Below are 26,214 nucleotides of genomic sequence, written 5' to 3'. Positions count from 1 at the left end.
ATCTAGACCTTAATTTATTCAATTTACAGCAGATTTCAGGGTTACTATAATCTAACATAGGAGGTGACAAAAAGGGAATAATACGAAGTTCGAGCGCGAAGAAATACAGAAAGCGCTTACTTTTGCGGCTATGCACGCTACTTTTATTTGGAGGAAGAGGGTGCAAATCACGCAAAATCATGTAACATTCATGTGACGACATAGGATGAGTAAACAAAATTCAAGAAAGATAGGTGAAACAATTGAAAACAAAGCAAGTGCTTCGTAAAGGCATGAAGTATGCTTTTGCGTTATCACTCGTCGCAGGTAGTTTTTTACCAGGTACAGGAATGACAGGTAAAATAAATGCAGAATCCCATGTGGACAACCCTTATATCGGGGCAACAAAATATGTTAGTCCTGATTACGCCGCTTACGTTGATACGTCAATTGCCAAGGTTACCGATCCTACGCTGAAAGCGAAAATGCAAACCGTCAAAACGTTCCCGACAGCCGTATGGCTCGACCGCATCGCTGCCATTAAAGGGAATGCAGGCGAGCTTGGTCTGGAAGAGCATTTGGATAAAGTTTTGGCCCAAAAGAAAGGCGACACACCAATTACGGCAGAGTTTGTTGTATATGATCTGCCCGGACGGGATTGTCATGCCTTGGCTTCCAATGGTGAGCTTGCGCTGACTCAGGAAGGCTTGGCAACGTACAAAAAGGATTATGTTGACAAGATTGCTGAAATCTTTGCCAATCCTAAATATAAGGACATCCGTATCGTAGCGATCATTGAACCGGACAGTTTACCGAACCTGGTAACCAATACGAGCGATCCAAAATGTGCTCAAGCCAAAAGCACCGGCATTTATGAAACCGGCATTCAGTACACAATCAACAAACTGAACGAAATTCCTAACGTATACAAATACGTAGATATCGGTCACTCCGGCTGGCTCGGTTGGGATAACAACCGTTCAGCATTAGTTTCTCTCTATACCAACGTTTTCAGAAACACATCTAAAGGACTGTCCAGCGTGGACGGATTTATCAGCAATACAGCCAACACTACGCCGCTGGTTGAGCCAAATCTGCCTGATTCCAACCTGAATATTAACGGACAGCCAATCAGGGCTTCCAAGTATTACGAATGGAACCCTTACTTCGATGAGCTGCATTTCACAGAAGGTCTGCACAAAGATTTTGTAAATGCAGGCTGGCCAAGTTCTCTCGGTATGCTGATTGATACTGGCCGTAACGGCTGGGGTGGACCGAACCGTCCAACCGCGGCTACAGGCAACGATATCAATTCGTATGTCAACTCAGGCCGTGTGGACAAACGCGACCATCGCGGTCTCTGGTGTAACAACAGCGGCGCAGGTATGGGTACACCTCCACAAACTGCTCCGGCTTCCCATGTCGATGCATATGTGTGGGCGAAGCCTCCGGGTGCTTCCGACGGCTCCAGCTCGCTCATTTCGAACGATGAGGGCAAAGGCTTTGACCGGATGTGTGATCCTACTTACACAACCAGTGACGGCGTATTGACAGGCGCATTGCCGAATGCTCCGGTTGCCGGTCATTGGTTCCATGATCAGTTCGTTATGCTCGTGAAAAATGCATATCCAGCAATCAAAGCTGCCGATGGTAGCGAAGAACCGACACCAACCCCAACACCAGATGCTCCGGCAGTACCGGCAGACTTACAGGGAAAATTGGGCGTGAAGCTGACTTGGGCTGCTTCCACTGGTGCCCAAAGCTACACAGTAAAGCGTGCTACCAGTGAGGAAGGTCCTTTTACAACGATTGCGTCTCGTGTAACAGGTACAGAATACACGGATACAGATTTGACGAATGGAACGACTTACTATTATGTAATAAGTGCTGCGAATGCAAATGGTTCAAGCAAGGATTCGGCTGTAGTGAAAGTGACCGTTGGCTCGAAGGCTACACCAACAGATCCAACACCTACACCAACTCCAACTCCAACTCCAACTCCAACAGAGCCCGCAGGTGACCTGTCTGTTCTGTATCGTGCTGGAGATACTGATCCAGCGAATAATGCAATTAAACCATTTTTTAACGTAAAAAATAACGGAACAACTCCTGTGAAGCTGAGTGATCTGAAAATCCGCTACTACTTCACTAAAGAGGGTAACCAGGACATGCAGTCTACAGTGGACTGGGCGCAAGTAGGTAATAATAACGTGCTGCGTACCATTACAGACAAATATATTGAAATAGGTTTCAGTTCTGCTGCCGGCACACTTGCTGCTGGAGCACAAACAGGTGAAATTCAGGTCCGCATTAATAAAAACGACTGGTCTAATCACGACGAATCCAATGACTACTCGTTCGATCCAACCAAAACCTCTTATACAGAATGGAACAAAGTAACGTTATACCAAAATGATAAGCTGGTATGGGGAATCGAGCCTTAAGATTAAAACAGAAGATGTGCGCTTAAACAAGAAGACCCTGAAGGAAAAGCTACGGCAGTCATGCCGTAGCTTTTTTGATCATCTTCGAATATGGAAGCTCATGGTCAAGGGAATAGTATTCAAATTGTGTATAATGAAAAAGAATGCTGTTCTACTGGGGAGGTCATCATGAGTAAAAAGCTAATTTTAGATGTAGATACGGGGATTGACGACGCACTTGCCATCGCATATGCTGTCCATTCGCCGGAATTGGAGCTGCTCGGCATTACAACCACCTTTGGCAATATCTCGGTGAAGGAGGCGACACGCAACTCACTGATCCTGCTGGAAAAGCTGGGTGTAGAGGCTCCGGTCGTGTCCGGCGCTCACAAGCCGTATGCCCGTGAGCTGTTCAAGCCTTACTCCCGCCATATTCATGGTGAAGACGGCATTGGCAATCAGCTCAAAGGAGCACCGTCACGTCAGGCAGCATCTGGGAACGCGGCTGACTTTATTATCGGACAGGCTCGTCACTATGAAGGCAAGCTTACCCTGGTAGCTGTGGGACCGCTGACCAATCTGGCGCTGGCACTGGATCGCTGCCCCGAATTACCGAAATTGCTTGACCGCCTGATCATTATGGGAGGGGCGGTTACGGTAAGAGGGAATGTAACCCAGACGGCTGAAGCGAATATTTACGCTGACCCTGAAGCCGCAGCCCGTGTGCTGGGAGCAGGCTTCCCGCTTACACTTGTCGGGCTGGATGTGACTATGCAGACGCTGCTCCCTCAGCACGATGTGGATAAGTGGCGTGAGCAGGGAACTCAGCTTGGCCTATTTATGGCAAATATGACAGATTTTTATATGGAAGCCTATCGTAATTTCAAACCTGGTATTGCAGGCTGTGCTTTGCATGATCCACTGGCCGTAGGCTTGGCTATAGATTCAAGCTTTGTGCGGACACGCCCGATGCGTATTGCTGTGGGGGTGGGGGATTCCCTTGAAGTCGGCCGTACCCGTGAGGTGCAAAACGAGCGCGAAGCTTTGGAGCAGCCTCCTGTTGATGTGGCACTTGAGGTGGACGCGGAGCGATTTTTGCGTCATTTTCTTAGTCGGGTGGTATAAATAATTAGTCCAGAGATTGCCGATGAAGCTGCGTTGGCAATCTTTTATACATACATGTCAATCAAATCAGTCCTATAGACGGATGGGGCTCCATAAACATCCGATATCGTATTAGATTCGTGTAAGGCTGCCGGCCCTCAAAGGAGGAGATGTATTGTGTTTTCTGCTGCTTAACGACTGCCTTTGCTGGAATATATGTATAACCACGCCCCGACAGGAATTGCCATTTTGTCGAGAAAAGGACCATAACCAATCTTGTGAATGAAAACTAGTTAAAAGATATAGCTGTGGTGCATCATGCATCGCGGCTATTTTTATTAAATATCCATCCCCAAAAAGTTGACAAACTGTTCTAACTGTACTATTAATTATAATACAGTTAGAACAGTTTGAAATGTGCAGATGCTTTTTACCAAGTCTTGAAAGGAGGAAGTCCATGTTCGAACTTGATATCCGCAGCCGTAAGCCAATCTACGAACAGCTGATGGACAAAGTGAAGGAAATGATCATGTATGGGTCACTTCGGCCGGATGAGCAATTGCCTTCCGTACGGGGATTGTCCGCTCAGCTTACCGTGAATCCCAATACGATTCAGAAGGCGTATCGTGAGCTGGAACGCGAAGGATATATCTATTCCGTACAAGGCAAAGGCAGCTTTGTCACACCTGTCCAGCAGCCGCCGCAGCAAATGAAGCGGGATGAGATTCGGGCAGCGCTGTTAAAACAGATGATCGAAGCCGTCCATTTTGGTTTTACGCAGCAGGAAGTGGACGCCATATACGTGGAAGCTATGCAATTGAAGGAAAGGGGGATGTCCCTTGATTAAATTAAGGGAAGTCACAAAGACATTTGCAGGAGAAAAGGCTGTTGATCAGCTTGCTCTTTCGGTGAAGAAAGGCTCAATTTTTGGATTGCTGGGCTCCAATGGGGCAGGGAAAACGACACTGCTTAAAATGATCGCCGGAATCTATCGGCCGGACGCAGGGAGGGTGCTGATCGGGGGACAAGCCGTATATGAGCAGCCGGAGGTTAAGCAGCGCATCCTGTTTATGCCGGATACTCCCTATTTTTTTCCACAGGCGACGATTCGCCAGATGGCCCGTTTTTACCGGTCCATTTATCCAAGCTGGAGCGAGGAACGATATAGGCAGCTTACGGACATTTTCAAGCTGGACCCCAAACGTAAACTTCATCGTTTTTCCAAAGGGATGAAGCGGCAGGCTGCATTTGTACTTGCCTTGAGCTGTATGCCTGAGCTGTTGATTATGGATGAGCCCATTGATGGGCTGGACCCCGTGATGCGGCGGATGATCAAAAATCTGCTGTTTCAGGAAACGGCCGCACGCGAGCTGACCGTTGTGATTTCATCCCATAATTTGCGTGAGATAGAGGACATGTGTGATCACGTCGGGATTATGCACCAGGGACGTATGCTGCTGGAAAAGGAAGTCGACGACCTCAAGCTCGATACGCATAAGGTGCAGGTAGCGTTTCGTGAAAATGAGCATGAAGAAGTCGTGTGCCAGCAACTTTCGGTTGTACATAAGGAGCGGAGAGGCAGTGTTCTGCTGATGATTATCCGTGGAGAACGAGAGCGCATTACAGAACTGTTTCAGGCGTATGAGCCGCATGTGTTTGATTTGCTGCCGTTGACGCTGGAGGAAATTTTTATTTATGAAATGGAGGACGCGGGTTATGACATCCAACCGATTCTTCTATAGCGGTGGCGTAGTTCGCCAAAGCCTGAGACAGCATGGCTGGATCGGTCTGTTGTACTTGGCGGGATTATTGTTCACAGTGCCGCTGCCGTTATTTATGAGTATTGGCACTGAACAGCCGCGCATAGTATTAAGAAGCCTATTCGGTAGTTCATACTTAGGCAATGATTTACAAAATATCATTTTATTTACCGTGCCGGTACTAGCGGGGGCGATGCTGCTTCGTTTTATTCAGCGGAAAGGCTCATCGGATTTATATCACAGCCTGCCTTTGCGTAGAGAGCAGCTGTTAACGTCACATTTTATTAGCGGCCTTATCCTTTTACTTGTACCCGTGTGGTTGACTGCGGGTGTAACCGTCTTGGTAAGCACGTCGGCCAAGCTGCCTTTTATTTTCCATATTAATGATATCGGATCATGGGCTTTAGACGTATCGGTACTTACGATTTTCCTTTTTGTCTTTACCGTGTTTGTAGGTATTTGTGTGGGACAATCGCTGTTGCAGACCGTCGTGGTATATGCTTTGCTGCTCCTGCCTTATTATCTGTCAACTATGATCGGCCGTTTTCTGGAGCATAATTTATACGGATTTGTACAGGGACAGGAAACCATTGTTCGATATACGAATGGTGGGGAGTTTCGCAGCAGTAATAATATCTGGCAAAGCTTATCACCATTTATGCGCATCATGCAGTTGCCACAAAACGCCTTTTCTTACATGGAGTTGCTTGCCTATCTGGGGATCGCGCTGCTGTTTGTCATCTTAAGTTATGGCTTGTATCGCAAACGGCTGGTAGAGAAGGCAAGTCAGGCGATGGCCTTTACCTTTTTTCAGCCTTTATTTAAGGCAGGGGTTATGTTGTGCACAATGCTTCTTTTGGGCGAATATTTTTATGGCGCAGGCAGTCAGGGGAAGGGCTGGCCGATATTCGGGTATATCCTTGGCGCTTTGCTGGGTTATATCGCTGTAGAAATGGTCATCCGTAAAACATGGCAAATTGTACGTGTGCGCGCTTTGCTGGAACTGATTGCTTATAGTGCAGTATTGGGTCTGGTACTGTACATTCCGGTTTCAGGCTGGAGCGGCTATGAGGAACGGATTCCAACGGCGCACTCGGTGCAACAAGTTTACGTAGGACAAGAGCTGCCTTTAGGAGAGGAAGCACGCAATGAAGCTTATTTTTCCCAAAATAAGGCTTATATTGCAGCCGTGCTGAATTTGCAGCGTGAACTGGTACGAGCACATTCCGAAGGAAAAGCTTCACTTCCCAAAAACGTACCTCTTGCCACGACAGTAATAGTCTATCGTCTGGATGATGGCTCTACTATGGTCCGGCGCTACACGTTTCCGGTACGCCCCTTTGAGACAGAACTAGCCAAGATGATGGGATCGGAGCCGTATAAAACGGTCAGATACTCGTTGGATAAGCTGTATGGTGCGGCGGAAAGCATCACGATTCAATCGGTGGATGATAACGAACGGCGGGTGGTTCTGACCGCTCCAAAGGAAATTCATGAATTTGAAGCTATACTAAAAGCCGAAATTTTAAATATGAGCTATAGCGAAATGCAATCAGAGAAATATCCGTTGGGGAGTATCTCCATTACAAACAAAGAGTCATCCATTTCCAAGAATGAACCGAAATGGAGGCGTGAGATCTCTTATGAATGGCCAGCTTCCTTTCACAAGCTTACTGCCTGGATGGAACAAAAGGGCTACGCTGACAAAGTTGTCATTCATTCCAAAGATATTTTGTCCATACGGGCTGTTCCTATTATTTCTCAGGAAATAGGGCCTTCTCAACCTGGCCAGTATATTGAAGACTATGAGTTTTTTAGAGATATTCAACAGAAGCATAAGGCAATAACCATTGAAGATCCGAAGCTTTGGAGCACCGTACTGGAGAAGCGCAGACCTTTTAACCTTACACTCAATATGGAGAAGGGCACTTATCTGTTCCAAGTCAAAATCAAGCCTTTATACAATTCAGATGCTCACACAGGCTATTATATATTAACGCCAAAAGACATTACGCCGGAGCTTGCGAAAGCTTTGTTGCCGGGTTCCTAAGTGAAACAGCATCCGGCCTGACCGCTAGACAAGTGCTTCTCCTATTTTGGACTGACGCAGGTAGAGGCATAGAGAGATACAGCGTAGAACATTAAAGAGACACATATTCAACTTTGAGATATGGATGATGAGCAGCTAGCGATTTAAGCAGGGGAATGGCTAACTTTCCGTCATTGACATTGCCCGAAGACAAAAGTGCCGAAAAGGGATCACTTTTTGACTGGACTTATAAAGGAGTTAACCATGTCACAACAACGTAAGTTTATTTTTACCATAACCATACTCTATACAATTTTGATTCTTTATTTTATATTTCTCGGTTTCGGTAGAATAGATGCCGTAGCGCGAATGACTGGCTACACCTTTATTTTTTTACCGGACAGTTTTTTTAAGTTGCCAAGTATATCTGATCTTCTACATCCTGCTCTGATGGATTTCGTAGATTTTGGAAACATTGCAGCCTTCATCCCTTTCGGCATATTGATTCCATTGTTATATCGGATCAACTTTATTCGATTCATTACATTGTTCATTCTGTCCATTCTCGTGATTGAAACCATACAGGCGCTAACGTTGCTCGGCAGCTTCGATGTTAACGACGTCATTCAAAATTCATTAGGCGCAGCAGTCGGATTCGGGGCGTACAAACTTGGAATTCGTACAAAAAACGTTTGGAGAAATATTGCCGCTACGGGTATTTCTGTTATTGTTCTTCTGATTGTGGTTTGGGGTGTTTGCGGGGGTATTGACAAAGCCTTCACCAAAGAAGAAGGTCCCTTTGTGGCTTTAAACGAACTAAAAGATAGCACCGGAAATACAGCAACGGGAACAAAGCTGCACAGCTTTAAAATTGGCGGTCAAAACATAGTGCCCCAATTTAATGCGTATAGCGTCGAAGGCAAAAATATTGAAACGTACACGTATATGTTAGGCAATAAGGAGCTTCATCTTTCCTTGTATTATGGAATTCCCGATCAAAGTGAGTTTTATGGAAGCATAAGTGTTTCCGTAGATGGACATGAGATATTGTCCAATTCTGAAAAATATCAACGCCGTAAGCCGGATATTTTCGAGTTTTCTCTCGAACAGGCAAATGAGCTTACGATAACCATAGAGGGAAATGAGAAACTATGGGATATTGGATTGAGGGAGATGAAGTATTTCTGGAATTGAATGCTGAAACAGAACACTTCGAGATTTGGGGAGGTACTCCTTTTTTCATGCCCTAAAACCCAAGCTGCTCATGGCATTAAATTTATGAAATTGATTCATTTAAAAGCCATTGAATGGCAAATTGCAGACTTCCAGCCACAGAACTATATAGAGCAGCTGTATGATCTGCATTTGGACATCCAACGTGATGGATATTGGGACGTAAAGCAGCACCGTTTTTTGATTCATGCCAGAGCGATATAAAATTTCGATTTAGAAAAGGCCTTTCCTGTCGGGGGAGGCCTTTTTGCTATAATCCCGATAATCGGATAAGGACATTTTTACCATCTTCTCATATACTAATCTTTACCAAAATTGTACAATGAAGAAGCGAATGCTTACAGTCTCATTTCATTTAAGTAATATAGGGGGATGTACATGTCTGATCCAAAGGGAGTTATAGCTGATACGGAGGAAGACGCTTCTGTGCGGATGGCATGGTTTTGGCCATGGCTAGGCGGTACGTTAAGGTTTGGATTGTTTTCAGTCATGTTTAATATCATTTGGAGTATAGTTGTGGCACCCAATGTACAGCTTCTGCTGAGGCATACCGGGGTGACAGATACAGCTGTAATTGTGATGATGGTGCTGTACGCATGGATTGTTGGCCTGATTTTTGCGGCTTATGGTGTCTTGAGTGCGCGTATTTCCAGCATGCGCAAGCTTCCCTTGATGCTGACCGGACTGGTATCATTATTATGCGGGCTGTGGCTCTGGCTGGTGGGACTTCAAGGAGCTGGCGGTCAGCCTGCTAAGGCGTGGGGAGGCTCGTGGGAGCTCTTTTCACTTTATCACGCTTGGGCAGCACCTGTGCTGGAAGTATTGGAGCCATACACACAGCATAGTGAAATCTGGTTTCTACTGGCTGCACTGCTGCCGATAGCCGGCATGGCAACAGGTGTGGGGGTAGATCGTTATCCAGCAGTTACCGACAGGAATGGAAAGGTGGATCATTATAGATGGCAGTGGGTTGTTGGCGCAATATCTGCTGCGCTCTTCATTGTGCTAACGATATCATTGATGCTCCCTCAACGTCCGCACATCGCGGAAAGGGATTTTCCGGTTGTCGACGGGGCTACAGCGGCTATTCCGTTCGCACAGGATATGGTGCATGAACTGACTGGCATGAGCAAGGCGCGCGCGGCGTACGAACTGAAATTCAACACGACGCATCAGGCATATGTAAATTTGATCAAAAGGAAGGCCGACCTGATTCTCGTAGCTGGACCATCCGATGAGGAATTGCGGTTGGCGAAAAGCCATGGCGTGCAAATGAAGCTTACCCCCATTGGGCGGGATGCGTTTATTTTTCTCGTTCATCAGGACAATCCGGTTAGCGGACTTTCTTCGCAGCAGGTTCGCCGCATATACGAAGGGGCTATTCACAACTGGAATGAAGTGGGGGGAAGGGATCAGCCGATCATTGCCTATCAGCGGGATGAAAATTCAGGAAGTCAGACATATATGCAAAAGAACGTAATGGCAGGCCATGAGATGGCCGAACCGCCCCGGGAACGACGAATCGGCATTATGGGTGGTATGATTAATGCAGTCGCAGATTTTAACAAGGACCACAACGCGCTCGGATATTCATTTTATTATTTTGCAAATGTGATGCATAATCGTCAAGAGGTCAAATTTCTATCCATTGATGGAGTGGAACCGAACAAAGAGCATATCCGTTCGCGGAAATATCCATTCACGGCCCAACTGTTCGTGGTCACACGCGAAGGCGAGAAGCCGCGTCCTTCACTGCCGCGATTACTCGAATGGCTGCAAAGTGAAGAAGGAACCCGGGCCATTGAAAGAGGCGGCTTTGTTCCTCTTCATTCGTAAACCTGCAATGAGGATTCGCATACAGTCACTGCCGTATTCTTACCATAAGAGTGAAACAACGACAGCAAGGCAATACATAGAATAGACCTTGCTGAGATTATGAAACCCGTGCAGCATGTATATCAACAATATAAGGGGATGAAGAAAATGAAAAAACAAACATCGGTTTGGCTGCTTTTGCTTGCCGCAGCCATGATGACAGCAGGATGTGAAACAGGTACACCTGGATCGAAGGGGCCGAATGGGCAAGCGGCGCAAAATCAGCAACAGGGCTCCACGCCGGCTCAAGCGAACGGTTCAGGAGGGTCTGTACATACACCGGGACAGCAGGCTACTCCTAACGGAAACAATGCTCCATCCCCTGCCGGTAATGGAGGAGGACAAGCGTCCGCGGACACTAATGTAGCGAAGGTCCACATGGACAATATTACCGCCCTGCGTCTGATTAACGGCCACTCCGGCTGGATCGGCGGAAATGGCTGGATTGCCCGGACAGACGCGGATACATCCGGCTCAGCCGGATCGGCATGGAATGTACAATATCAGGGCCAGGGTACGGTGCAGCAAATATTTGCCTTGAACGGACAGCAGGCCTGGGCTGTTATGGCAGATAGCGGGTCGCTGCTGGCAACTCGCGATGGCGGTAAACGCTGGGATACGATAGGGACAGTGCCTGAGCAAGGCCGAGCGGGCTTTTTACACTTTGTATCATCCAAGGAAGGATTCAGCGGCAACCAGTATACCAAGGACGGTGGACAAAGCTGGTCTGCGCTTCCTGTGCCTGGCCACACGGTGGGGCAGCCATATTATCATGATCGGCAACACGGCTGGGCGGTAATGCAGAACACAGACCGCTCGTTCCAGATTTTGCACACCGTTAACGGGGGACAAAAATGGACTACTGTCATGTCACGTACAACCGAGGCGCCTGTGAACGGGGTCGTTATCCGTTCGGTGGAACGGGGCAACGCATGGATTGTGCTGATTGGAGGTACGGGGATGAATCAGACTTCGTATTCGCTATGGCATACGGCTGATAGCGGGAAAAGCTGGCGAGCTGTACTGGCAAATGCCACCGCTGGCGGCGGTCCGGCGCCGGGCATTAGTCAGCAAAACAATCAGGTTCCCAAAAATGAGGGGACAGCACCGGGAATGCTCTATGCGATTAACAGCAATACCGCATTAATGGGCGGCTACTGTGCGCCGTGCGACAAGCCCAATACGATTGGCTGGACGAATGACGGCGGCAAGACATGGAACAATGGCAAGCAAAGCTTTGACGGCTATGGCGGCCAGCAAATCGGAATGGCGAATGCCAGTGAAGGCTGGGCTATTTTCTCGGATTCGGAAAAGGCCCCTGTGATGTACACTACCTCGGATGGCGGCCAGCACTGGACCCAGACTCATGTCTTTGACAAACCTGCGGCATCAGGCTCCTAAGGAGGGAAAAGCACATGACCCGACAACAGAAAAGCGTGATGACATGGACGGACGGTCGTGAAGTACCGCTAATCGGACAGGGTACCTGGTATATGGGCGAAAAGGCTTCGCACCGGCAAGAGGAGGTACGCGCCCTTCAGCTTGGTTTGGAGCTGGGGATGGCGCTTATAGACACGGCCGAAATGTACGCGGAGGGTGAAGCGGAAAAGATTGTCGGGGAGGCGGTCAAGGGCCGCCGGGACGATGTGTATCTCGTCAGCAAGGCTTACCCTCATCATGCAGACCGACAAGGACTGGCCCATGCGTGCGAAGCGAGCCTGACCCGCATGGGAACGGAGTACATGGATATGTATCTGCTGCATTGGCGCGGGAATATCCCATTGGAAGAGACTGTACAAGGCATGGAAGAACTGAGTGAGCAGGGCAAAATTCGCAGCTGGGGTGTATCCAATCTGGACCAAGCCGATATGGAGGAGCTGTGGAGCCTAAGCGGAGGCGATGCCTGTGCAGTCAATCAAGTGCTGTATCATGCGGCTTCGCGGGGCATCGACTATGATCTGCTTCCCTGGAGCCGCACGCACGGAGTGCCTGTAATGGCCTATTGTCCGATTGCACAGGGCGGACGACTGCGAAAGGGACTGCTGGAGCACCCCGTTATGTTGGACATTGCTGCCAGCCACAGAGCAACTCCAGCCCAGATCGCGCTCGCGTGGGTGATTCGGGACGGGGATGTATGGGCGATCCCCAAGGCGGTACAGGAATCGCACGTGCGGGAAAACGCAGCGGCAGCCCATATCCGGCTTACCCCTGAGCAACTTCAAAAAATAGACGAAGCCTTTCCCCTACCAACGCGGAAGCAGCCGCTGGATATGGTCTGAGGAAGGAGAGTGCGATGACAGAGCAAGAGACCGAGCTGCATGAGGTAGATGATCATTTGGACTATGGATTATCGGTTGTATTCATCGGCTTTAATCCCAGCTTGAAATCAGGCGAAGTAGGCCACCATTATGCAAATCCACGCAATCGTTTTTGGCGCATTCTGGAGGGAGCGGGCCTGACGCCTCGATTGTATGATCCATCAGAGGATCGGGAGCTGCTTAAGCTGGGCTATGGTTTTACGAATATTGTTTCCCGTCCTACCAGGGGAGTGGAGGATATTACGCGCGAGGAATACGCCGAAGGACGCCTGAAACTGCATGCGAAGCTAAAGGAATACCTTCCGAAGGTCGCTTGTTTTGTTGGCAAAGGCGTATATACCGAATACAGTAAAAAATCCAAAGCAGATTGGGGATTTCAGCCTGAGCCGCTGATCCCCGAGATGTATGAATTTGTGGCACCTTCGTCCAGCGGACTGGTGCGCATGCCGCTGGAGGAGATCACGGATATTTACCGCCGTTTGCAGACTTTCCTTTCGTCAGAAATCGTTTGAATATACCCGTTTGAATGTATCCGTCTGAATATAACGAAACACTGAATACAGTAATATAGAAAAAGAACCACACAGCTTCAATTCCATAGGAAAGCATGTGTGGTTTTTTGCTGTTGTCCTATTGCAAGGCTTTCGCCTGCCATGCCTGTTCCACCGGCACATAAGGGTACCCCAGATCGCGCGCAACCGCCTCATAGGTAATATGTCCGTTCAGGACATTCGTACCGCTCAGCAGCGGCTTGCTTGTGCGAAGAGCCTGCTGTACGCCTAGGTCTGCGAGCTGGAGAGCAAAAGGGAGCGTCGCGTTCGTCAGTGCGAGCGTCGAGGTTCGCGGTACCGCGCCCGGCATGTTCGCGACTGCATAGTGAATGACGCCATGCTTCACATAGGTCGGCTGGTCGTGAGTCGTGATATGGTCAATCGTCTCGACAATACCGCCTTGGTCGATGGCGACATCCACGATGACAGAGCCAGGCTGCATCGTCTGCACCATGGCCTCCGTTACAAGCCGTGGGGCTTTGGCCCCGGTGATCAGCACAGCACCGATCAGCAAATCGCTTTGTGCTACCGCCTCGGCAATGTTGGACGGAGTGGACACCAGCGTATGAAGCTGGTTGCCAAAAATATCGTCCAATTGGCGCAGGCGAGGCAGGCTCAGATCGATCAGTGTCACGTCCGCGCCGAGACCGATGGCGACCTTGGCTGCGTTCGTGCCGACGACCCCTCCGCCAATAATGGTCACTTTGCCGCGCTTGATCCCCGGTACGCCTGCCAGCAGGATGCCTTTGCCGCCTTTTGGCTTTTCCAGCAGCTGTGCGCCAATTTGTACAGCCATCCGGCCTGCAACCTCGCTCATCGGAGTAAGCAGCGGAAGGCTTCCTTCGACATCCAGCGTCTCATAGGAGATGGCGGTTACACCGTTGTCTGTTAAAGCCCGGGCCAATGCCGATTCAGCAGCCAGATGCAGATAGGTAAACAAAGTCAACCCTTGTCGAAAATATCCGTATTCCGAGGGGAGAGGTTCCTTCACCTTAATAATCAGATCGGCCTGGGACCACACATCGGCAGCGAACGGCACAATGGTTGCACCCGCAGCGGCATAATCCGCATCGGTAAAGCCGCTTTCGCTTCCCGCACGGCTTTCTACAAACACGTGATGTCCGTGCTGAATCATTTGAGCTGCACCCGCAGGTGTCAAAGCGACACGGTTTTCGTTGTTTTTAATTTCTTTTGGAATGCCAATCTTCATTTCGTTCACCTCTCCTTAAAATAATTGTTATCCAACGGCAAATAATTATTTTTAGGGCAGATAAGCTGCTGTGTTACTGTTTGTTAGTGTTGTTAATGCGTTATCCAACGACAAATAATTATTTTTTAGGGCAGCTAAGCTGCGTGTTGCTGTTGTTGTGTTATTAGTGTTATTAGTGTTATTGCTGTTGTTAGTGTTTGTTTAATTTTTGTGAAAATTGCACTATCATTTTTGCGCAGACTGCCGATTAGTTAATTGGACTCAAGCCGACAAAGGCAATCCGGTTAGATTAGTTACAGTTTACAGAGGGATAAGCTCCTTGGCATCATACATTTTGACGGATAATCTGACTTGAGGGCTCGACTTTTTGTTGAATATATGTCATATAAAATGACATGAATACATAGACATAAGGAGAATGCCGATGAACGGTAAAAAAACATTTACCATTGCGGATGTGCTGGAACGTCCTGTTTTCCGGCGAGCCAAGTTGGCGGCGGGGGCGCATGGCATGAACCATCGGGTTGGTTGGGTCCATGTGCTCGAAATTACAAATGTTTCTCCATTTGTAAGCCGCCATGACCTCATTTTGACGACTGGACTGTGGCTGACCCGCAAGGAAGAGGAACGCGCCGAGTATATGGAGCAACTGATCCGTTCAGAAGCCGCGGGATTGTGTGTGGAACTAGGCACAAGCATTCACGAAATCCCGCCGGAAATTCTGGAGCTGGCGGAACGGCATCATTTTCCGGTCATCGTATTTGAACAGCCCGTGCGATTTGTTGAAATCACACAAGATATTCATTCCCTTCTTATTAATCGGCATATGGAGCTGCTAAAAGATTTGGAGCGTTTTTCGCGTCAGCTTCAGCAGGAAACGCTGCGCAGCACCGATATGAACGCTCTTTTGCGAGTACTTCAGAACTATACCGCCCGGCAGGTCATCTACATGTCTTCCATAGACACCAATCGGTTCGTACCCTCCGTCCAGCCGGATTTGGCGGACCGTATTGCAGATCTTTATGCCAATGAGGTGGCAAGCAGCATGACTGCTGATCGCGAGGATCACCTGCTGTTTCATCTGAACGAATCCACTGCCGTCTTGTTTCAGCCTGTTGTATGCTTTGGTCAGGTGTTTTCCGCTGTAGGATTGGTGCTGCACGGGGAGACCCCGACGGAAGAGATGTCGCTGCTGCTCGATTACACAGCCAAAGCGGCCGCCACACTGGTGCTGAGGACACAGTTTCTCGAAGACCGATTATTACGCAATCAGAATGAATTGATCCAGGATATATTGAATGGCCAGCTTCCCAGTGAGGAACAGGCTCAGACCCGGATGGGGCTGCGATTGCTGTCGAAGGGTCAGTATTTATTTTGGGCAGGGGTAGTCGAGGTTGAGCATCAGGACAAGGATGTCAGCCAGGTGCGCAAAGAGTCCATCAATCAGGATGTATTAGTGCTGCTTCGTTCTTTGTTAAAAAAAGAGACGCTGCACAATCTGCTAATGATGAAGGGCAGTCAGTGCTACATCCTATGTGCAAAGGAGGAATTAACGCTTCGTACAGGAGAACAAATGAAAAAAGTGCTAGCTCACACCATACAGTATATTCAAAATTATGCTGAGGGACAGCTTGACAAGGTACGTATTCAAGCAGGCTTTGGTAAAATGAGGTATCGTATGACGGGCACGGACCGCAGTTTTAAAGAGGCGTATCAGGTCATTGAAGTAGCGCGAAGTGTCCCGGCCATGAAGGATCGACTGTTTTACGATAGTATCGGAATCTATCAGCTATTGAAGGCAGTGCCAGGTATTCCTTTTTTGCAAGAGTTTGTACAGGATCATTTGGGAGGACTGATTGTGCACGATCGCGAGCATCATATGCAGTTGCTGGATACGCTGGATGCCTACTTCCAATGCCATGGCTCCAAGCGCGATACTGCCGGGATGTTGTACATTCACAGACAAACTCTTTATAATCGGATGGACAAAATTAATGAAATCGTCGAGGGAAGCCTGGCAGATCCGGACAAACGTCGCTGTCTGGAGATGGCACTACTGTCTTACCGGATGCTGCAAGCGGAAAATTGATTCTAAATAACTAGTTCTATTTTCCAGTTTGGTTATTTACAATGCGTACTAACACTGAGATAATAGAAGAGAGTACAGTAATATCTGAAAGGGGATTAATATGAACTTAAAGAAATGGATTGCCGTTCCTCTTATTCTGCTAATGGTAGCTTTGACAGGTTGTCAGGCAGTAGGAGGATTTGATGTAAGTAAAAATCTATTGGGAACACTTGATGTGAAATCCCAGCAGTCAACAGAGAAGATATCTTTTAAATTGACTCCCAGAGAAGGAATTAAGCAAGATGATCAGAAAATCATAGATTTGATTAATTCCGTTTCGGTCACTGTGGATGAAGCCAAGGTGCAATCGGAGGAACTTGCTTCCGCCAAAGGTACATTGCACATCGATAAGTATAATTTCCCATTTGAACTTGCTTTGGACCACCAAGGTTTGGCTATTCAACTGGAAGGCGCCAAAAAACCTTATTACATACATTTGAACTCGGAGGAGAGTTTGAAAGGTCTGCCTGCCGGATTTGATCCAAATTTATATTCCAAAGACATAAGAGAGCTGACGAAAACAGCTATGGCACTCGTGCTAAAGCATGCTCCTAACCCTTCAACCATCTCAGCAACGTCTGTAACTGAGGAAGTATACGGTGAAAAGGACAAAGTAAAACTGACCCATCTGCATGCTGAGCTTCGTGGCGATGAGCTGGTAGCGCTTGTAAAACCGTTTCTGACCAATCTGGCCAAGGACGAGGCAGGCTTGAAAGAACTGATCGGGCAAGCTATTGACCTGACCCAAAATATCGCTTCCGGCATGAATATTGAAGGTAGCGATAAAGCAGCGGCTGAACTGAATACCAACAAGGAAAAGCTGGTCAACGACGCTTATACCGAAGTTAAAAAGTACCTGGATCTGGCTGTTGCGCAGTATGATACAGGAGTTAGCACTTTGTACGCACAATCTCCTGAAATTAAAACAGTTCTGAGTGCGAATACGGTACTGAAAAGCGACATTTATTTTGATGAAAAAGGAAATGCTCGCAAATCATCGGCAAACCTGACGGTTGCTTTGCCAGATGTGGAAGGTATTCCAGTGAAATCCTTCTCGATTCTGACCGAAACTCAAGCCTGGAATATCAATGGTAGTGTAACTGCCGACAAGATTGATATCTCCAGCGGCGTGGTCGACCTGAATAAACAAGCGGAATTAACACCTGGAGCGACACTCCGTAATTTTGAAGTGAATTCTCCGATCTACAATATTTTAAAAAATGAGTTGAAAATTACAAAAGTAGAAACCACTTATGATCCGAAAGACGATTATACCGTTTTGGAGAATCGTAAAGGCACAGCCTTCATTCCGCTGCGTGAATTGACATCTGAACTGAATTCTGAAACAAAATGGGATGCATCTTCCAAGTCAGTTACAATTGTGGATGATATTACAGGCAAGACACTCAAGCTGAAAAGCGGCTCCAAACAAGCTAAACTGGAAGGAAGCACGCTGATGTTGCGACAAGCTCCATATGCGGATCAATATGGCACGCTGTATGTTCCTTTTAAGACGGTTGCCGAGGCACTTGGCGCCACTGTAACTCGTAACAGTGATGGGAAATATGTATTGAAACGTGACTAAAAAAATATAATGTATACCTGTCTCCAGCCTGCGCTGCTGGTGCATGGAACATGCCAGGTATAGACACAGGAACCGGCCCAATAGGGGGCCGGTTCTTTTGCCTGTTCGTTTGTATAATCACGGGAAGGTGCTGGCAGGCAGTATTACACTTGATACCATCGCTGGGAGCTGCTAAGTGGAGAAGCCTGTAATTACGTTCTTGCAGGGTACATGGAGGTGGCTTCTCTGAAGTCATCTTGACGATTTTTCCGATTAATCGTGTTGATGATGGACAGTTGCAGGCTTTAACCCACGGTTTGAAGTCTTTGTTCTTTTTGGACGATGCAGCCACAGGCTTGCGTTATAATAGAGCATGGAAGTTTTGATGAAGGAGGGCTATTTATGGCTATGTACCCATCCTGGTCCTATTCGCAATCGAGGGCCCAAACGTTTGATGAATGCTTGCGCAAATACTATTACCATTATTACGGCTCGCATAACGGCTGGAATCCTGCACAGGGCAGTGAGGAGCAAATTACGTTATATCGGCTCAAGCAGCTGAGCAACTTATATATTTTATTCGGGAATATTACGCATCAAATGTGTGAATCGGTCATTCGTGGATGGATGGAAAAAGGCGCGATCCCACGCACAGCTCACCTGGAGACAGCGATGAAGAACATGCTGAATACCAGCTACAAGGAATCGCTGCACCGTGAGCTATGGCTGCAGGACCCCAAAAATCGCATTATGCTCGCTGAAATTTATTATGGGGATGAGGTGCTTTCGGAGCGGATTGCCCGGATTAAGGAGCGGCAGCATGCGGTGGTGCACAATCTGTACCGTACGGCGGTGTGGCGTGAATTACAGCAGGGTGAGGCCCGACTTGTTGAAATAGAAAAGTGGGATACGATGCTGCTTCACGAGACGAAGGTATATGTCAAAATGGATTTGCTCTACCGCAGAGGCAATGGAGACATGGTCATTGTCGATTGGAAGACAGGCAAGGAAGGTGATTTCTCCGACCAGTTATTTTTGTATGCTTCCTATGTGCAGGAGCATTACCAGCTCCCCTTGGAGAAGATTGAGGTGCGTGTGGAGTATCTGATGACCGGAAAGCATGAAGTGTACCATCCTGCGCAGGAGGATATCGACAAGGTGGTTCGTCATGTCAGGCGATACATCGAGGAAATGAAGTCCTGTCTTGATGACGATTACTATAATCGACCGAAGCCGGAATCTTTTTTCACCCCGATGCCTTCACGCAGAGCGTGCGGTGGCTGTAATTTTCGGGAAGTGTGTAAGTACCGCGCGGTATAAGGTGAGAGAGTGACAGATGGAACCAACATAAATGGAGGAACAAAATGAGAAAAGGGCCCATAATCGGAAAAGGTATGACTGCTGAGGTGTATGAGTGGGGAACCCGGCAGGTATTAAAGCTTTATTACGATGGCTATCAGCCTGAACGGGTTCGATATGAAGCCGAGATCGGCAGAGCTGTCAAGGAAGCCGGAGTACCAGCACCGGGTGTTTATAAGATGTTGCAGGAAGAGGGGCGGCATGGGCTGCTTTACGAACGAATTCCGAGAGTATCTATGCTTGTCCTGATCCAGAGTTCCCCGTATCGACTTTTGAAATATGCAAAAGAGATGGCTCGGCTTCATTGGAGCACATCGCTGCTCAACGACCACACTTCCGTGCCAAAAAGACAAATTGGAGCAAGCCATTCATGACTCCCGAAAATTATTGGGAGAGAGAGAACAGAGCTGATTTGTGAATTGATGAACACTTTACCGGAAGGTCATTGGGTTTGTCATGGTGATTTCCATCCCGACAATATTTTAATGACGAAAGATCAATCGGTCACAATTGACTGGACAAATGCAAACATGGGGGACCCGATGTGTGATGTAGCCAGAACTTTATTAATGCTGCGTTCGCCGTGTAATCCACCAGGGACACCGAGAATGCAGAAGCTTTTGCTGCGTGTATTCAGAACCATATTACACAGGGCTTACTTGAATGAATATTGCAGATGCTCCAATATCAGAGCTGATAGCATAGATCGCTGGATATTACCTGTAGCGGCTGCCAGATTAAGAGAGCGCGTTCCTGGCGAGGAAGCGTGGCTGCTGCATCTCATTAATCATCGGCTTCAATACATGTAGATATTGTTGTGGTAATCTAGTCCTGTCTTGCAGTTATACAATTACGACAAGCCAACCAAGGTTATATGGCAAATCTTTAATTCTTCTATGTTGTGAAATCGCATTTCTAATTTGCAGAATACGAGGTATGATAAGGGTATTATTGGAAAGAGTGAAGGGAGGAATTCGGGAGATGACGAGCACGGGACATGTACGTATTCTTTTTCAGGGAGATTCCATAACCGATGGAGGAAGAGGACGAAACGAGGACGCGAACCATTGGCTGGGCCATAGCTATGTGTATATGATCGCAGGTGCGCTGGGAAGCCGTTTGACCGCTACACAGCCGGAATTTGTAAACCGGGGGATTTCGGGGGATCGGGCTTCGGATTTGTATGCACGCTGGAACGAGGACACGTTTAGTCTGAAGCCGGACCTGATCAGTATTCTGATCGGGGTGAACGATGCCTGGCGAATTGTGGAGCAGGAGCCATCCGGTGTAACGGACCGGTTTGAACGAGCTTATCGCCACATCCTGGAGGAGACGCGCGAGGTGCTGCCGGATACCGGATTAGTGCTGTGTGAGCCGTTTATTTTGAAAACGGGAGCCACTGAAGCACGGTGGAATATTTGGCAGGAAAAAATAACGGGCTATCAGCGTCTTGTGCGTCAGTTTGCGGACGAATTTGGGGCCGTATTCGTGCCGCTGCAAGACATGCTGAGCGAGGCTGCTGCCAAGGCGGACGCTTCCTATTGGCTGCATGACGGGGTTCATCCGACAGCGGCTGGAAACCAGCTGATAGCCGATCAATGGATAGATGTCGTGCAGAAAAGTCCACTGGCGATCAGACGCTGAACCGTTTGAACGCCATTGTACATGAATTTGTTGAAAGCATCCGTTAAATGGAGGAAACTGTAACGGAGCAAACCAACCGGGTAGATCAAACCTTTGAACAAATCCATCATATTCAGCAGATGTCGGGGACCTTTTCGGAAGGCGCGCAAAAGATCTATACAGCCGCTCATGAGGAAACCGCGATTATGCAGGAAATTTCGTCTTCTTCCGGGAATTTGAAAGTGCTTACGAAAAAACTTATGCTGAAAACACGTGGAATTCAGCTATAGCAGAAGCACCTTATGATGCAGGAGATTTAAATCCAAATTCAGCCGTTGTACACCGGAAAACGAAGTCAAGTGGTTCCCCGGCGTATAGTGGCTATTTTTTTACTTCAAAAAATTCGCACTGCTTTCTTGGATGGTAAGCCAAGTCACTGACACTGGATTGCACGACGATCATTTGATCGTCAAAACGGACAATGGTTCCGCCCGAACCAATCAACTGGTCATCCTGAAATACCCGGACACGAAGATGGTGCTCCAGTGCCTCACTGAAATCCTGATCTGTAATTAATCGGCGATTAATGGGCATGAGAGATCTCCTTAGGAATATGATATCTTTTATCATAAAGGAGAGGTATGGAACAGGCAAGCAGGGCGAACCAGGGGAACATATAGCAGAAACATATCGTTAAAAGCATAGATCGGAAACTTTGTGGCGAAGAAAACGCGAGTGACGGAGGTGAAGCACTTTGAGCTATAACACCAATGGTCGATCAGAATCGACAGCGCCTATAGCACAAGCCGGAAAAATGAAACCGTGGGCGCTGAGCGGCCCCAGCATTCAGATCGATCCGCTTTTTCCCTATTACGCCAACCGCTCGCGGGACAGTATAGCAGATGAGATCGCGCTTGCAGGCTACCGGATCGTTCATTATTTTATCGTGCGTGAAAATGAAGTGGATGGAGCGCTGGTTGCTGCTTTTCAGCGCAGGGGCATAGCGGTGTGGGCGATGGTGCTGGGCAACGGCTCTTTTGGCGTGTCACAGCTGCCGCCGGAGTGGGAAGAATGGCGCATGGAGCTGCTGCGTGAACCGGACGACGGGTTTCAGCGGCTTTCCCATTTTGCCTGGGAGTATGTGGAGTGGAAAAAGAAAGCCGTTGCCCGACTCGTCACCGACATCCCGTTCGACGGGTTCGAGGTGGCGGAGCCTTATTTCCCCGAATGGAACGGGCTGCGCAGTGGAGTATACGGGGATATTGGACCGCATGCACAGCGCGCCTTCCGCGAGCGCAGCGGTGAGGACATTCCGGATTTCTGCGACAGGCATGCGCGGAATTATTACCGGAAGGTTCCGGAGCTGTATGCGCAGTGGGTCGATCTGCGCGTGGACGCCGTGAACGGGCTGATCGGCGAGTTGGTGAACGGCGCAAGCGGTGTGCGTGATGTCCGGCCGGATATCTGCGTGGCGACATGGTCGCTGGCCGTGAACGGGCACGGAGATGTTGCCGGACAGCTACGGGAATGGCAGGGTCTGGATGCAGTAGCAATGATCGGATGCGTGGCCCCGGATATGCATATACTCCAGACGCATTGGCCGGACTGGATGCGGCGCCGCCTGCCGCCGCACTATATTCGCGGCTACGCTCGCATTGCGCAGTCCATACGCGCAGCTTATCCGGGACTGCCTCTTGGAGTACAGGCAGATATCGGCTCCCTTGCACATATGGTTCGGGACCGCGAGTGGATAAGGCGGTTTGGCACTGCCGCCCTGGAGGGCGACTACGACACCTGGACCGCCTATGAATACCACCTGGGCGGCTTTATGTACGATGAGCCGCCCAGGCCGCTTAAGGCAGAGCGCGCCGCCGAAGATGAGGTGATCGTTTCTTTTAGCAAGCGGGTTGCCATACCGTCTGTGGATAAGCTGCGTCTCTGGAGCCGGGAGGGTGCAAAGGCTTCAACTGGCCGGCTAAGTGAAGCGGGGAGCAGCACTTCACCGACACCGCTGGAGCTTGTGGATGCAGCGGCAGACGGGAATCGTCTACTGCTGCGCATACGTCATTTGCCGCAGCGGACGTTCTACCTGAGACTTGATGGCGTGCAGGATACACCGGAGCTGTGGCTGCTGAAGGACAGAAAGGTGCATCGCAATCTGCCAGAGCATGAGGTGGAGGTTCCTTAAAAATTAATGATTGAAAACGCTTCATGTTGTGTATATACTCTTACTACATCACAGAAGCTGCAGCTAATGAAGCATGTAGGGACAGCAAAACGACCTAATGCGTATATGCACAAGGTCGTTACTGCCAACCCGCTTTGCAAGACGGGTCTGATGGTCACTTTATTTTACTTTGACTGGAGCCGGATATTTTACACCCAGTGTATCTACAGTTACTTTTTTCATCGTAACCGGTTTGAGTGGTTTGTCATTGCTATCCCGCTTGGAGTTAACGATCGCATCGACCACATCCATGCCTGACGTCACTTTGCCGAAAGCAGCATATTGTCCATCGAGGTAGTCCGCATTGGCAACCATGATGAAAAATTGTGAGCCGGCGGAATTCAGATCCGCTGAGCGGGCCATGGATAATACACCACGTGTGTGCTTGAGCGTGTTATTAAAGCCATTGCTTTTGAATTCACCTTTAATACTGTAGCCGGGACCGCCTGTACCGTTGCCTAACGGATCGCCACCCTGAATCATGAAGCCTGGAATAACCCGATGGAAAATGGTACCGTTATAAGCGCCCTTTTGCACCAAAGAGATGAAATTGTTGACCGTGTTCGGTGCTACTTCCGGGTATAGCTCAAGTTTGATCTTTTTACCATCATTCATGACAATCGTAACGATAGGATGGGAAACGGCCTTGTTTTTGTCCTTAGTCGCAGCAGGAGCTGGATTGCTTGTCCGGCTTGCGGCTTCCACGTCGGTCGCTTTTGTGCCGCATCCGGCAACAAGCACGAGCATGATGGCCATAAGGCACAACATGGACCATGGGCGTATTGTTTTTCGATTCATTAAAATTCCTCCTGAAATGTTGGATGATGTAACATCCTGAATTATTGGGGGCAGCGCAGAGCGCTTTTCCATTTTCTATCATACCTTTTTTATTATGGTAAGGAAATACGGGTTTGAAAGCCGTATTCTTTACCCATACTGCTACTATTCCCAAGGAAAGGGGCAGGATTATGATGGAGGTAGACAAAAAGCTGGCTAAAGGTCTCATATGGGGGATGGCGTTCAGTCTGCCGGTTTGGGTAGGGGTATGGTACTCGGTGCAGCATATTCGTGACTGGCTGTAATTCATATAGAGCGTAAAGATAGGCCAAAACCGCAATGGTTTTGGCTTATTTGTATTTGTGCCAGTCCAAATCGCTGTTATTCAGCAGATGCTCAAAATTGTTGTCCAGCTTCTTCTGTTCTGCCTTTTTGGCTTCAAGGACACGCTGCCGTTCCTCTTCCTTACGCTTGTCCATCTCTGCCTGGGCTTCGTTAGCCTGAGCCTTCAGCTTGTTCAGCACATCCTGGCTCAGCAGATCCTTCAACGTAGCAGGTTTGTCCTGAGCCGCAGGAGCGGGCATTGACGAATTTCTCTTTTTAGCCATGTCATCATCTCCATTCCTTTCGATTATAGCAGCTTCTTTGTGCTTGTTCCACGCCTGGAGAACGAGGCATGGAGTGGACTTTTCTTATGGAGAGGGTAATAATGAATTAGGCAGAAGGGACGTGTGGCAGCATGTATCATCTATATTGGAAACGAAACCTGGTTAATTTGTGGATTGGGGTATTATTTTGCAGTATGGCCTATTCCGTATCCATCCCGTTTTTACCTATTTTTTTGAATACGGAAATGAGCGTAAACGATCATTTGGAGCTGTGGTCGGGAATTGCCTTTGGAATCACATTTTTAGCCAGTGCGCTCATTGCACCGTTTTGGGGCTCGCTTGCAGATAAATATGGACGCAAGCCGATGCTGATTCGTTCCGGCTTTAGTCTGGCGGTATTGTACCTGATATGTGCTTTTGTGACAGACCCCTATGTGTTCGTGGGAGTACGTCTGTTTCAGGGCCTTCTCTCCGGTTTTATTCCTGCGGCCATCGCACTGGTGGGTACAGGGTCGCCCGAGGACAAAACGGGATATGCGCTTGGCATTATGGCGACCGCCGGGGCAACCGGCAGCATTATAGGCCCGCTGATTGGCGGGGTAGTAAGTCATTATTATGGTAACCGAAATGCCTTTTTGTTCTCTGCGGCGCTTGTACTGGTCTCTGCGCTAATCGCGACCTTTGGTACCAGAGAGGACAACTTTAAGAAAACGGTCACCCGCTCGCATGTCCGTGATGATATCAAGGAGGCTATGGCTAATCGACCATTGTATTTCTTGCTCATTCTGGCTGGACTGAGCACCTTCTCCGTCATGATTTTGGAGCCGCTCATTACGGTGTACGTGCTTGAGATGGGAGTAGTTCGCAGCCAGGCGTCTTTAAGCTCGGGGATTGTCTTCTCAGCCGTAGGCATTGCGGCCGTGCTCATGGCTCCGCGCTGGGGGCGAATCGGCGGACGGATCGGATTTGCACAAGTGTTGCTGATCGGATTGATTGGTTCAGGAATTGGCAATATTTTTCAATTTTTTGTAACCAACTTTTTTGGCTTTGGTGCGCTTCGTTTTGGCTACGGCTTGTTTTATGCGTCCGTCATCCCGGCGATTAATGCGATGACCGTGGAGGTCACCAAGCCGGAATTCCGCGGCCGTGCCTTTAGCTTGAATCAATCGGCCACACAGCTGGCGACGATGGCAGCTCCGCTGATTGGCGGCTTGCTTGGCAGCTGGATGCCGATTCGCTGGATTTTTGTGCTGAACGGCGGCATGCTGCTGGTTGCGGCGCTACTGCTATGGACAAAAGGGAAAGAAGTTTTCACAGCTTCAGCTTCCCATAAGTCAACGCACACAGATGTCCATTCTGCCGGATAGGCGATGGAATACCAAGCTCATTTTACAGACCTGCTCTCAAAGCAGGTCTTTTTTTGTGCGAATAGATCATAATCTCAAA

24 protein-coding genes are annotated in these 26,214 nt (G+C 48.5%); 20 read left to right on the top strand and 4 right to left on the bottom strand.

All coding sequences use genetic code 11. The features are described from left to right. Positions 1–233: 233 nt before the first annotated feature. The 11 genes from JO375_RS23350 to JO375_RS23300 all read left to right on the top strand — a co-directional run bounded on the left by JO375_RS23350 (position 234) and on the right by JO375_RS23300 (position 13,233). A complete protein-coding gene (locus tag JO375_RS23350) occupies positions 234–2,423 on the top strand; it encodes a glycoside hydrolase family 6 protein (protein ID WP_229526702.1) in 2,190 nt (729 codons plus the stop codon). Positions 2,424–2,591: 168 nt separating this feature from the next. Further along, the gene (locus tag JO375_RS23345; protein WP_229526701.1) at positions 2,592–3,527 is read left to right on the top strand and encodes a nucleoside hydrolase; all 936 of its coding nucleotides are present in this window, start codon (positions 2,592–2,594) and stop codon (positions 3,525–3,527) included. Between the two features lie 436 nt (positions 3,528–3,963). Next, positions 3,964–4,353: a GntR family transcriptional regulator gene (locus JO375_RS23340; RefSeq protein ID WP_229526700.1), complete on the top strand. Its 390-nt coding sequence runs from the start codon at positions 3,964–3,966 to the stop codon at positions 4,351–4,353. Beyond that, complete coding sequence (locus JO375_RS23335) at positions 4,346–5,248, top strand: ABC transporter ATP-binding protein (RefSeq protein WP_229526699.1); 903 nt, start codon at positions 4,346–4,348, stop codon at positions 5,246–5,248. Before JO375_RS23340 ends, JO375_RS23335 begins: the two co-directional genes overlap by 8 nt. Continuing rightward, positions 5,223–7,316, top strand: a complete 2,094-nt coding sequence (locus JO375_RS23330; protein WP_229526698.1) for a multidrug ABC transporter permease — start codon at positions 5,223–5,225, stop codon at positions 7,314–7,316. Before JO375_RS23335 ends, JO375_RS23330 begins: the two co-directional genes overlap by 26 nt. A gap of 243 nt (positions 7,317–7,559) precedes the next feature. Then, a complete protein-coding gene (locus JO375_RS23325; protein ID WP_229526914.1) occupies positions 7,560–8,489 on the top strand; it encodes a VanZ family protein in 930 nt (309 codons plus the stop codon). A gap of 84 nt (positions 8,490–8,573) precedes the next feature. Then, the gene (locus JO375_RS23320) at positions 8,574–8,732 is read left to right on the top strand and encodes a hypothetical protein (protein WP_229526697.1); all 159 of its coding nucleotides are present in this window, start codon (positions 8,574–8,576) and stop codon (positions 8,730–8,732) included. A gap of 174 nt (positions 8,733–8,906) precedes the next feature. Beyond that, positions 8,907–10,364 (top strand): PstS family phosphate ABC transporter substrate-binding protein, encoded by a 1,458-nt coding sequence (locus tag JO375_RS23315; protein WP_229526696.1) that lies wholly within the window; start codon positions 8,907–8,909, stop codon positions 10,362–10,364. A 147-nt stretch (positions 10,365–10,511) separates the two neighbouring features. Then, a complete protein-coding gene (locus tag JO375_RS23310; RefSeq protein ID WP_229526695.1) occupies positions 10,512–11,804 on the top strand; it encodes a beta propeller repeat protein in 1,293 nt (430 codons plus the stop codon). Positions 11,805–11,818: 14 nt separating this feature from the next. After that, a complete protein-coding gene (locus JO375_RS23305; RefSeq protein WP_229526694.1) occupies positions 11,819–12,682 on the top strand; it encodes an aldo/keto reductase in 864 nt (287 codons plus the stop codon). A gap of 14 nt (positions 12,683–12,696) precedes the next feature. Next, positions 12,697–13,233, top strand: coding sequence for a mismatch-specific DNA-glycosylase (locus JO375_RS23300; RefSeq protein ID WP_229526693.1), 537 nt, complete (start codon positions 12,697–12,699; stop codon positions 13,231–13,233). Between the two features lie 118 nt (positions 13,234–13,351). Here the strand turns inward: JO375_RS23300 and ald are convergent, their stop codons facing one another. After that, positions 13,352–14,482 carry an alanine dehydrogenase gene (gene ald / locus JO375_RS23295; RefSeq protein WP_229526692.1) on the bottom strand — a complete coding sequence of 377 codons (1,131 nt, stop codon included), beginning with the start codon at positions 14,480–14,482 and terminating at the stop codon, positions 13,352–13,354. Positions 14,483–14,906: 424 nt separating this feature from the next. Between ald and JO375_RS23290 the strand changes: the two genes are divergently transcribed. The 7 genes from JO375_RS23290 (at position 14,907) to JO375_RS23260 (ending at position 21,446) form a co-directional block, all read left to right on the top strand. Continuing rightward, positions 14,907–16,571 carry a PucR family transcriptional regulator gene (locus JO375_RS23290; RefSeq protein ID WP_229526691.1) on the top strand — a complete coding sequence of 555 codons (1,665 nt, stop codon included), beginning with the start codon at positions 14,907–14,909 and terminating at the stop codon, positions 16,569–16,571. 100 nt (positions 16,572–16,671) lie between these two features. Next, entirely contained in the window at positions 16,672–18,195 is a 1,524-nt protein-coding gene (locus JO375_RS23285; RefSeq protein ID WP_229526690.1) for a copper amine oxidase N-terminal domain-containing protein, read from the top strand. A 381-nt stretch (positions 18,196–18,576) separates the two neighbouring features. Further along, entirely contained in the window at positions 18,577–19,494 is a 918-nt protein-coding gene (locus JO375_RS23280; RefSeq protein WP_229526689.1) for a PD-(D/E)XK nuclease family protein, read from the top strand. 44 nt (positions 19,495–19,538) lie between these two features. Then, complete coding sequence (locus JO375_RS23275; protein WP_229526688.1) at positions 19,539–19,907, top strand: phosphotransferase; 369 nt, start codon at positions 19,539–19,541, stop codon at positions 19,905–19,907. Positions 19,908–19,916: 9 nt separating this feature from the next. Beyond that, positions 19,917–20,342: an aminoglycoside phosphotransferase family protein gene (locus tag JO375_RS23270; protein WP_377531953.1), complete on the top strand. Its 426-nt coding sequence runs from the start codon at positions 19,917–19,919 to the stop codon at positions 20,340–20,342. Between the two features lie 172 nt (positions 20,343–20,514). Then, the gene (locus JO375_RS23265; protein ID WP_229526686.1) at positions 20,515–21,177 is read left to right on the top strand and encodes an SGNH/GDSL hydrolase family protein; all 663 of its coding nucleotides are present in this window, start codon (positions 20,515–20,517) and stop codon (positions 21,175–21,177) included. Between the two features lie 47 nt (positions 21,178–21,224). Then, positions 21,225–21,446 carry a hypothetical protein gene (locus JO375_RS23260; protein WP_229526685.1) on the top strand — a complete coding sequence of 74 codons (222 nt, stop codon included), beginning with the start codon at positions 21,225–21,227 and terminating at the stop codon, positions 21,444–21,446. A 91-nt stretch (positions 21,447–21,537) separates the two neighbouring features. Here JO375_RS23260 and JO375_RS23255 read toward each other — a convergent pair whose 3' ends face one another. Next, entirely contained in the window at positions 21,538–21,750 is a 213-nt protein-coding gene (locus JO375_RS23255; protein WP_229526684.1) for a hypothetical protein, read from the bottom strand. A gap of 220 nt (positions 21,751–21,970) precedes the next feature. Between JO375_RS23255 and JO375_RS23250 the strand changes: the two genes are divergently transcribed. Continuing rightward, positions 21,971–23,344, top strand: a complete 1,374-nt coding sequence (locus tag JO375_RS23250; RefSeq protein ID WP_229526913.1) for an N-acyl-D-glucosamine 2-epimerase — start codon at positions 21,971–21,973, stop codon at positions 23,342–23,344. Between the two features lie 159 nt (positions 23,345–23,503). Here JO375_RS23250 and JO375_RS23245 read toward each other — a convergent pair whose 3' ends face one another. Then, on the bottom strand, positions 23,504–24,181 hold the full coding sequence (locus JO375_RS23245; protein ID WP_229526683.1) for a peptidylprolyl isomerase: 678 nt from the start codon (positions 24,179–24,181) through the stop codon (positions 23,504–23,506). A 329-nt stretch (positions 24,182–24,510) separates the two neighbouring features. Next, entirely contained in the window at positions 24,511–24,768 is a 258-nt protein-coding gene (locus JO375_RS23240; protein WP_229526682.1) for a YqkE family protein, read from the bottom strand. Positions 24,769–24,899: 131 nt separating this feature from the next. Here JO375_RS23240 and JO375_RS23235 point away from each other — a divergent pair, with 131 nt between their 5' ends. Next, a complete protein-coding gene (locus JO375_RS23235) occupies positions 24,900–26,135 on the top strand; it encodes an MFS transporter (RefSeq protein WP_229526681.1) in 1,236 nt (411 codons plus the stop codon). The last annotated feature ends 79 nt before the right edge of the window (positions 26,136–26,214 follow it).

Source organism: Paenibacillus farraposensis, from assembly GCF_020736845.1.
GTDB classification, from domain to species: domain Bacteria; phylum Bacillota; class Bacilli; order Paenibacillales; family Paenibacillaceae; genus Paenibacillus; species Paenibacillus farraposensis.
Note: the sequence above shows the minus strand (reverse complement) of the source record. Positions and strands in the feature narration are given on the sequence as shown.